The sequence below is a fragment of the Bacteroides cellulosilyticus DSM 14838 genome (assembly GCF_000158035.1).
Lineage (GTDB): Bacteria > Bacteroidota > Bacteroidia > Bacteroidales > Bacteroidaceae > Bacteroides > Bacteroides cellulosilyticus.
Map to the genome: position 1 here is coordinate 363,777 of NZ_EQ973492.1, position 7,092 is coordinate 370,868.

4 protein-coding genes are annotated in these 7,092 nt (G+C 46.0%); all 4 read right to left on the reverse strand.

Annotated elements, in window-relative coordinates:
• Positions 1-1,183: DNA recombination protein RmuC (locus BACCELL_RS19550; protein ID WP_007213758.1), on the reverse strand; the 1,183-nt coding region annotated here is incomplete at its 3' end.
• A 2-nt stretch (positions 1,184-1,185) separates the two neighbouring features.
• Positions 1,186-2,040 carry a type I methionyl aminopeptidase gene (gene map, locus BACCELL_RS19555; protein ID WP_007213759.1) on the reverse strand — a complete coding sequence of 285 codons (855 nt, stop codon included), beginning with the start codon at positions 2,038-2,040 and terminating at the stop codon, positions 1,186-1,188.
• A gap of 44 nt (positions 2,041-2,084) precedes the next feature.
• Positions 2,085-5,474, reverse strand: coding sequence for an AAA family ATPase (locus BACCELL_RS19560; protein ID WP_345917048.1), 3,390 nt, complete (start codon positions 5,472-5,474; stop codon positions 2,085-2,087).
• A 53-nt stretch (positions 5,475-5,527) separates the two neighbouring features.
• The gene (locus tag BACCELL_RS19565) at positions 5,528-6,745 is read right to left on the reverse strand and encodes an exonuclease SbcCD subunit D (RefSeq protein WP_007213761.1); all 1,218 of its coding nucleotides are present in this window, start codon (positions 6,743-6,745) and stop codon (positions 5,528-5,530) included.
• Between the last annotated feature and the right edge of the window lie 347 nt (positions 6,746-7,092).

A 7,092-nucleotide genomic window follows, 5' to 3' on the forward strand; every position in this document is an offset into this window, starting at 1 on the left:
TTTGCAATCCGCTCAGATTGTCACCGATGCGCAAGAATGTATCTGTAAATCCGGCAATCTTTTCGTAAAGCAATGTACCTCGTTTGATAATATCCTGCACATTCTTCACTTGGTTTTCCCGTTTCCAGAGATCGAGGGAAAGGCGGAGCGCACTGATCAGATTGGTAGGACTCATCAATACCACCTTTTTATTATAGGCGTATTCCCATAGATTGGTATCCGCTTTGATCGCCGTCAGGTAGGCAGCTTCGGTAGGGATAAACATCATCACAAAGTCCGGCGCTTTTGCATCATAATGCGAATAATCCTTCTGACTGAGTTCATCCACATGCGCCCGTACCGATTGCAGATGTGCTTTCAGCCAGCGAGCCTCTTCCTCTTTGTTTTCGGCGGAATTGTAGGCGGCATAGGCAGTCAGGGATACCTTGGAGTCGATAATCATTTCCCGCTCATCCGGATACCTGACAATAATATCCGGCTGCATTCTCTGACCGCTTTCTTCGTTGGTCAGCATTTCACCCTGTTCGTTTTTCAGGAATTCCTGGCGGAAGTAATGTTCGCCTTCTATCAGGCCGGAAGCTTGCAACAGACGTTCCAGTATCATTTCTCCCCAGTTGCCCTGTATCTTGGAATCACCTTTTAGCGCACGGGTCAGGTTGTTGGCATCTTCGCTGATCCGGTTGTTCAGTTCTACCAAATCTTTGATGCGTTCTTCCAGCGAGAAACGTTGTTTCGACTCTTTGTCATATACTTGTTCTACCTTTTCCCGGAAATCTTTCAGGTTTTCCCCCAATGGGCGGAGTAAATTGCTGAGATGCTCCGAATTCAGCTTGGTGAAGTCTTCTGTCTTGCTTTTGAAAATGCGGTTGGAGAGATTCTCAAACTCCGTGCTCATGCGTTTGTGCAAGGCTTCCGCTTCTTCAGTTTGCAATTTCAGACGCTCTTCCCATTGCTTCTGCTGCTCCGCCAGTCTCAGATTGAAAGATTTTTCCTGCTCCGCCAGGCGCTCGGCTGTGATGGTTCTCTCACGTGCAATCCGTTCTTCTACCGTACGATTCAGCAGTTCTTCCCGTTCGCGGGTGGCTTGCAGTTGTGCGGACAACGCGGCACTTTTTCGTCCGGCTATCAGATACCCTACGCCGACACCTACTATAAGACCGATAATTAGAAAAACAATATCCATGCTTATTCAGTCAATATCTCGTTGCCGTTTTCGGTAATCAGAAGCATACTTTCCCATTGTGCCGAAGGCAGTCCGTCGTCTGTGCAGACGGTCCATCCGTCGGCTTCATCAATGAAGACTTCGTAAGTTCCCATATTGATCATCGGTTCGATGGTGAATGTCATTCCCGGAACGATAAGCATACCTGTACCGCGCTTGCCGAAGTGCTCAACGTCCGGTTCTTCATGGAACTTGATTCCTACGCCGTGCCCGCACAGGTCGCGTACTACACTGTATCCGTTTTTCTCCGCATGTTCCTGAATGGCTGCACCGACGTCTCCAAGCCGTGCCCACGGTTGTGCTGTCTGTACGCCAATGTCACGGCATTCCTTTGCCACCTGTACCAGGCGTTGCATTTCCGGCTTCACTTCTCCAATCATGTACATTCGTGACGCATCCGAGAAATATCCTTTATAAATGGTGGAAACGTCCACATTCACAATATCTCCGCTGCGCAGGAACTCTTTCGTGCTTGGGATGCCATGACATACCACGTCATTGATACTTGTACATACACTTTTGGGAAAACCTTCGTACATGAAAGGGGCAGGTATTGCATCATGATCCGTTGTAAATTCATAAACCATGTGGTCAATTTCCGCAGTGGACATTCCTTCGCGGATGTTTGTAGAAATGTAATCCAGCAGTGCGGTGTTGATTTTGGCACTTTCGCGGATGCCCGCCAGTTGTTCTTCGGTGCGCAATAAGTGGCGCGACGGTAGTTTATAACCTTCCTTTTTATAGTGTTGAATCTTCACTTCTACTTCGTCGGAATAGTTTTTAGGAGCAAACCGGACTCCTTTTATGAACTTCTTCATTGTCTTTTTTTATTAATAGTTGCTACAAAAGTACACAATAAAATTCATAGTGTCCTCACTGTTGTGATTTCACTTCTCGAATTATCAATTCGCTTCACCTGTATCTGGGTCTTGATCCGCTCGCGCAGTCCTTCTACATGGCTGATGATACCCACTTTTTTGCCGCCCATCTGGTGCAGTTTCTCCAGTGTGTCCATTACTGTGTTCAGATAATCACTGCTCAGGGTTCCGAATCCTTCATCAATGAACAATGTATCTACAGACAGGCTATGCCGGCTGAGTGAAGACAAACCGAGTGCCAATGACAGAGAAACCAGGAAACTCTCTCCGCCGGACAGTGTACAGGCCGGACGTGCCGCACCTCCCTGATATAAATCGCGCAACAGAATGGTGAGTGAACCTGCCTGACATTCCAACTCGTAACGTTCGGTCAGGCGTTGCAGGTAGAAGTTTGCTCCATTGAGCAATTCTTTCAGTACGAAGCTCTGGGCAATATTTCGGAAATTCGTTCCTTTCTCGTCACCAAAGTGATGGCAAAGGCGGTCCCATTTCAGATAAACCTCCCGCAATTCGTCTGCACGTTTCTTCTCATCTTTTATCCGGGCAATATTTTTCGCATTCTCTTCCAATTGGATTTTCAGTCGTAAGAGGGTCTGATTGCCTGCTGTGATCTTTTCATCCAAAGCAGTGATAAGACTATCCAGACTTTCAAGGGTTTCTTCTTCTTCCATTTCCGGCTTCTTACTTTGGTGTTCTTCCAGTTGGCTGGTTGTAAGTCTGAAGGCTGTCTGTGCTGCCACTTCTTCTTCTCTAAGCTTCTGCTGTCCGCTACGCAGAGATTCTATTTGTTCGTTGGAGTAGGAGGAAAGAGCGATGAGGCGTGCTTCGTCCATATCCGGGTGTGTGGTATAGAATGCTGTCAGGCTGGCTTGTAGCTCATCGAGATTCTTCCGGACAGACAGGATGTTCTGTTTCAGTCCGCTGACGTCAGAATTCAGCGTATTCCACGCCATTCCCAGATTCTTGATTTCCATTTTTTCCTTTGCCGTAAGATACCTCCATTCAGGGAAAGCCGTACAGATCAGTTCTTGTGTGGCGGATATGCTGCTCAGTTCTTTATCGATGAGGGCGATGGCAGTTTTTAATTCCGCCTGTCTGTTCTGTGCAAGTTTATAATGCTCTGCGGATTTCTGTAGGCGTTCGATAAAAGCGGTAGGGGAGGTCTGCCACTCCGTTTGCCACCCTTCCCAAAGAATCAGTGGACTGACGCGTTCCAGCGTAGTACGAACAATCTCTTTTTCACTTTCCGCCAGTGAATGTTTATTGGTGATATCGTTTTTCAGCTTCGTCAGATTTTTGTCGGCGGTGTCCAATGCATTCCGGGCGGCTTCCACAGCTTTCTGGTGATTATCCTTCAGATGTTGCAGCCTGGAAATATGGTTGGAGAGGGTTTGTATTTCATTTAGTTTGGCATTGACATTCTCCAGATTCAGTTTATTCTCCTGAAATAACTTTTCCAGTATTTCTTTGGTATTGTCGGAGATGCTTGAAATAGAACACCGACTGCATTGCTCTTCTGCTTCCGTTCGGGCAAGATCATGACCTTTTCGGGTCTTTTCTGTTGCCAGGCGGCTGTTCGCTATCATATTCTCGTAAGTTTTGACCTCTGCCCGGTTGCTGTTTAATGCTTGTTCCGCTTCCTTGTATTCTTTCTCTTTTGCTTCCAGCGACTGCCGGATAGGGGCAAGCATCGACTGAAAATCTTCGTCCTTGCTGAGTACCTCTATCTTTTGGCCGCATACCGGACACATATCTCCTATGGACAGACGGGCACGGGCTTCTTTGGCCCATTCCTCCACAGCTTCTTTTTGTTTGTCATAAAGCTCTTTGAGGTCATCGTACGCCTTCTTCTGAGTGTCGAATTCGTTTTTAAGTTTCCCGTTCCGGTTCTTGCCGGCTTGCAGATTGGTTTCCAGTGATTTCTCGTTTTCCTCTGCTGTGGCCAAAGCCGCCTTTTTATCTTCCAGTACTATCAGGGCATTTTGAGCTTTCTGCAAATTCTCTTTGATAGTCTCCAATGTACTTTTCTTTTCTTGCAAGGCACTCCGGTTCATGGAATCAAGCTGTGCGTTCAGTTGGTTTATTTCCTGTTGCCTGATTTGATTCTCTTTGCTTTTCAGATTGAAGTCATTCTCCTTATTTGTGCGTTCTTGCTCTTGGGCAGGTTGCTGCCGTACCAATTCCACTATCTGCTTTTCGTAAATGGAGATGCGGGAATGTGAGGAGAGCACGGCATTCAAATCGGTGACGATAGACTGGCTCTGCTCGAACATGGGCAGGAACGGTGCATGGGTTTGCAGATATTCTTCAGCAAGAATTAGTTTTGCCTGTTGCTCTTTCATATTCTCCTTCAGCCAAACGCAGCCACTGCTGAGGCGGATGAAATTCTGCTTCAAGCTTTCGGTTTGTTCGGCATTGATTTCTTGTTGCCACTGCTGCTGTTTGAAAGAGGAGAGCCAATTGCGAGCATCCGCAGTGTGATTCCAATCCTTTATCAGTAGTTCTTTCTGCCGGAAGTCATCCGATTGTAACTGTTCTTTCTTCACTTCCCAGATTTTCTGTTGACTTTCTTGAGTAAGGGTGAGTTCAGTATTTCTTTTCAGCCAGTCACGTTTCAGTGCTGCTATGTTCTTTTGCCCGGTATTTCCGTTGATTTCGCTACTTAACGCAGCCATTGTTTCGTTAATTCCGGTCATTTCTTCTTCAGTCAGCACATGGATTCCTTCCAGTTTCCGGTTCTGATTCTCATAGTCTACGCGCTTTTCTTTCGTTATGGCATAAATCCCTGCACCTATTTCAGAATAAATTCCGGTACCTGTCAGTTTCTCCAGGATGTCCGATTTCTCACTTTCTTTGCTCTGAAGAAACTTAGTGAAATCTCCTTGAGCCAATAGGGTGGTGCGGCAGAATTGCTCGAAGTTCAACCCTACGGCTTCTTGTATTTCCGCTTTGATTTCGTTTCTCTTGGTGAGTTGGAGATTGGTTTTGCAGTTTTCCAGCGTCCATTTAGTGTCTTGAATGGCACCGGATGCTTTCCGATGTGCGCGGGCTACGTACCATTTGGCGATGTAAGGTATTTCGTTTGATCCGATAAATTCCAGTTCTGTCCAAGCTTCACTGGTATTTCGTCGCATCAGTTGGCGGCTGTCGTTTATAGCCACATCTTCCTTTTTAGAAGAAAACGTTTGCCCTACATCCCGGTACTTTTCATTTGCTGTGCGTTCCATGCGGGGCGTTTCATTATAGAGTGCCAGGCAAATGGCATCGAGTAATGTTGTTTTACCGGCGCCTGTTTCACCACAGATCAGGAACAGGGATTCTTCACTTAAGGGGCCGTTCTCAAAATCAATGACGGCATCTTCTATCGAGGCCAGATTCTTTTATAGTCAGTTTTTGAAGTTTCATAGTTCACCACAGATTACACGGATTAGCGCAGATTATTCTTTTCTCTCACTTTCTGTACGACACTGCTCATCAGTTCACAGAGTTCCTCGTCCATCTCTTCTCCTTCTGCCTCCTGATAATAAAGTCTGGCTATTTCCAGTGGAGACATTTCCTGCATTTCCTGGATGGAGATGTGCCGGGCTATGTAGTCTGAAGTTTGTTTTTCGCGGTTGGATTTGATATAGCAGTATTTACAGCTTTTTCCTCTTACGGCATTCGATGCCCGTTCATTGCAGTCGGGTGACAGATAGTCTTTTATCAGAACATTCAAGCGGATATAAGCCGGCTTATCGTCCGGATATTCTTCCAGTAACTTTATGGCTTCTTCAAAGACTACCGGTTCCTTGGGGAGGGTGACGAGTGGTATTGGATTTTCTATTTCTATTGTCCTTATCTGTGGCGCTTCCCGTCCTTTTAATTCGACGATAGATACGGAGTGTGGATAAGCTTCGTCGAAACTGACGGGTAGGGGGGTACCGCAATAGCGTGCATGCCGTCCGTTTCCTTTGATGTTCTGCGGACAATGAATGTGTCCGAGTGCCAGATAATCGTATCCTTCGCCCATGGAACTGATGGGGACGTATTCTATTCCACCCACGGTTTCGTCATGCCCCGTCCGGTCGCTGCCTTCTATGGAGAGGTGTGCCATTAATACAACGGGCAATCCTCCCGTGTTCATTTTTCCTACTTCGTCCAGCAATGCCTGGAAGAAACGTGCTTGCCGTTCTTCGCGTGGCGTTTCAGTGTCCAGCATCGGGAAATTCTGTGGATAGACGTGGGGGACGGCAATGATATATCCTTTCAGTGCTGCTGCTTCATCTATTACTTCCACGATATGTTTTTCCAGATTCACCTCTTCCCGGGTACGTTCGATGTTTCCCACGACTTTCACACCAAAATGGTTCCATAGACTGCTGTCTATTTCCAGTTTAGAACTGCTGTCGTGGTTTCCGGCAGTTACCACAATTGTCATTCCGGGACATGCCCTGTGAATTTCGAGCATACCATCCGTGTACATCTTTTGTGTGGCTGCCGATGGGGTGGAGTAGTGATAGATGTCTCCGCTCACTACCATTGCATCCGGCATTTCTTCTGCTACGATGCGGGTTAGTTGTTGCAAAAATGCTTGTTGCTCGTGGCTACGGTCATAATTATATAATGTATGTCCCAGGTGCCAGTCGCTGGTATGAAGTATTTTCATTGATATTATTGTTTTATGCTTTCAAAAGTACGCAGAATATGGAAGATACGCAATCCTCTTTAAAAATCTCTTTTCCAAAAACTGGGAATTCTCTGATTTTTAATTAGTTTTGCAGTCTAATTTCTCTATGATGTAGACCTTTTGTTCCTTGTGTGGTAAAGAATGGGTACACTTGGAGACTAAACTGTAATTTCGATGAAATATTTGCAAATAATAATCAGAGTGTTTATTATATTAGTTGCTTTCCTTTTAAATGCTGTTAATGTATTTGGCGAAGTATCCTCAGCATTTAAACCGGGAAATGAAGATAGAATATTGATTCTCAACGCATACAGTGGCTCTTCCCG

What these genes read in the sequence shown, in the direction of transcription:
- map (WP_007213759.1), bottom strand. Translation starts at nt 2,040, where the DNA reads ATGAAGAAGTTCATAAAAGGAGTCCGGTTTGCTCCTAAAAACTATTCC.
- BACCELL_RS19565 (WP_007213761.1), bottom strand. Translation starts at nt 6,745, where the DNA reads ATGAAAATACTTCATACCAGCGACTGGCACCTGGGACATACATTATAT.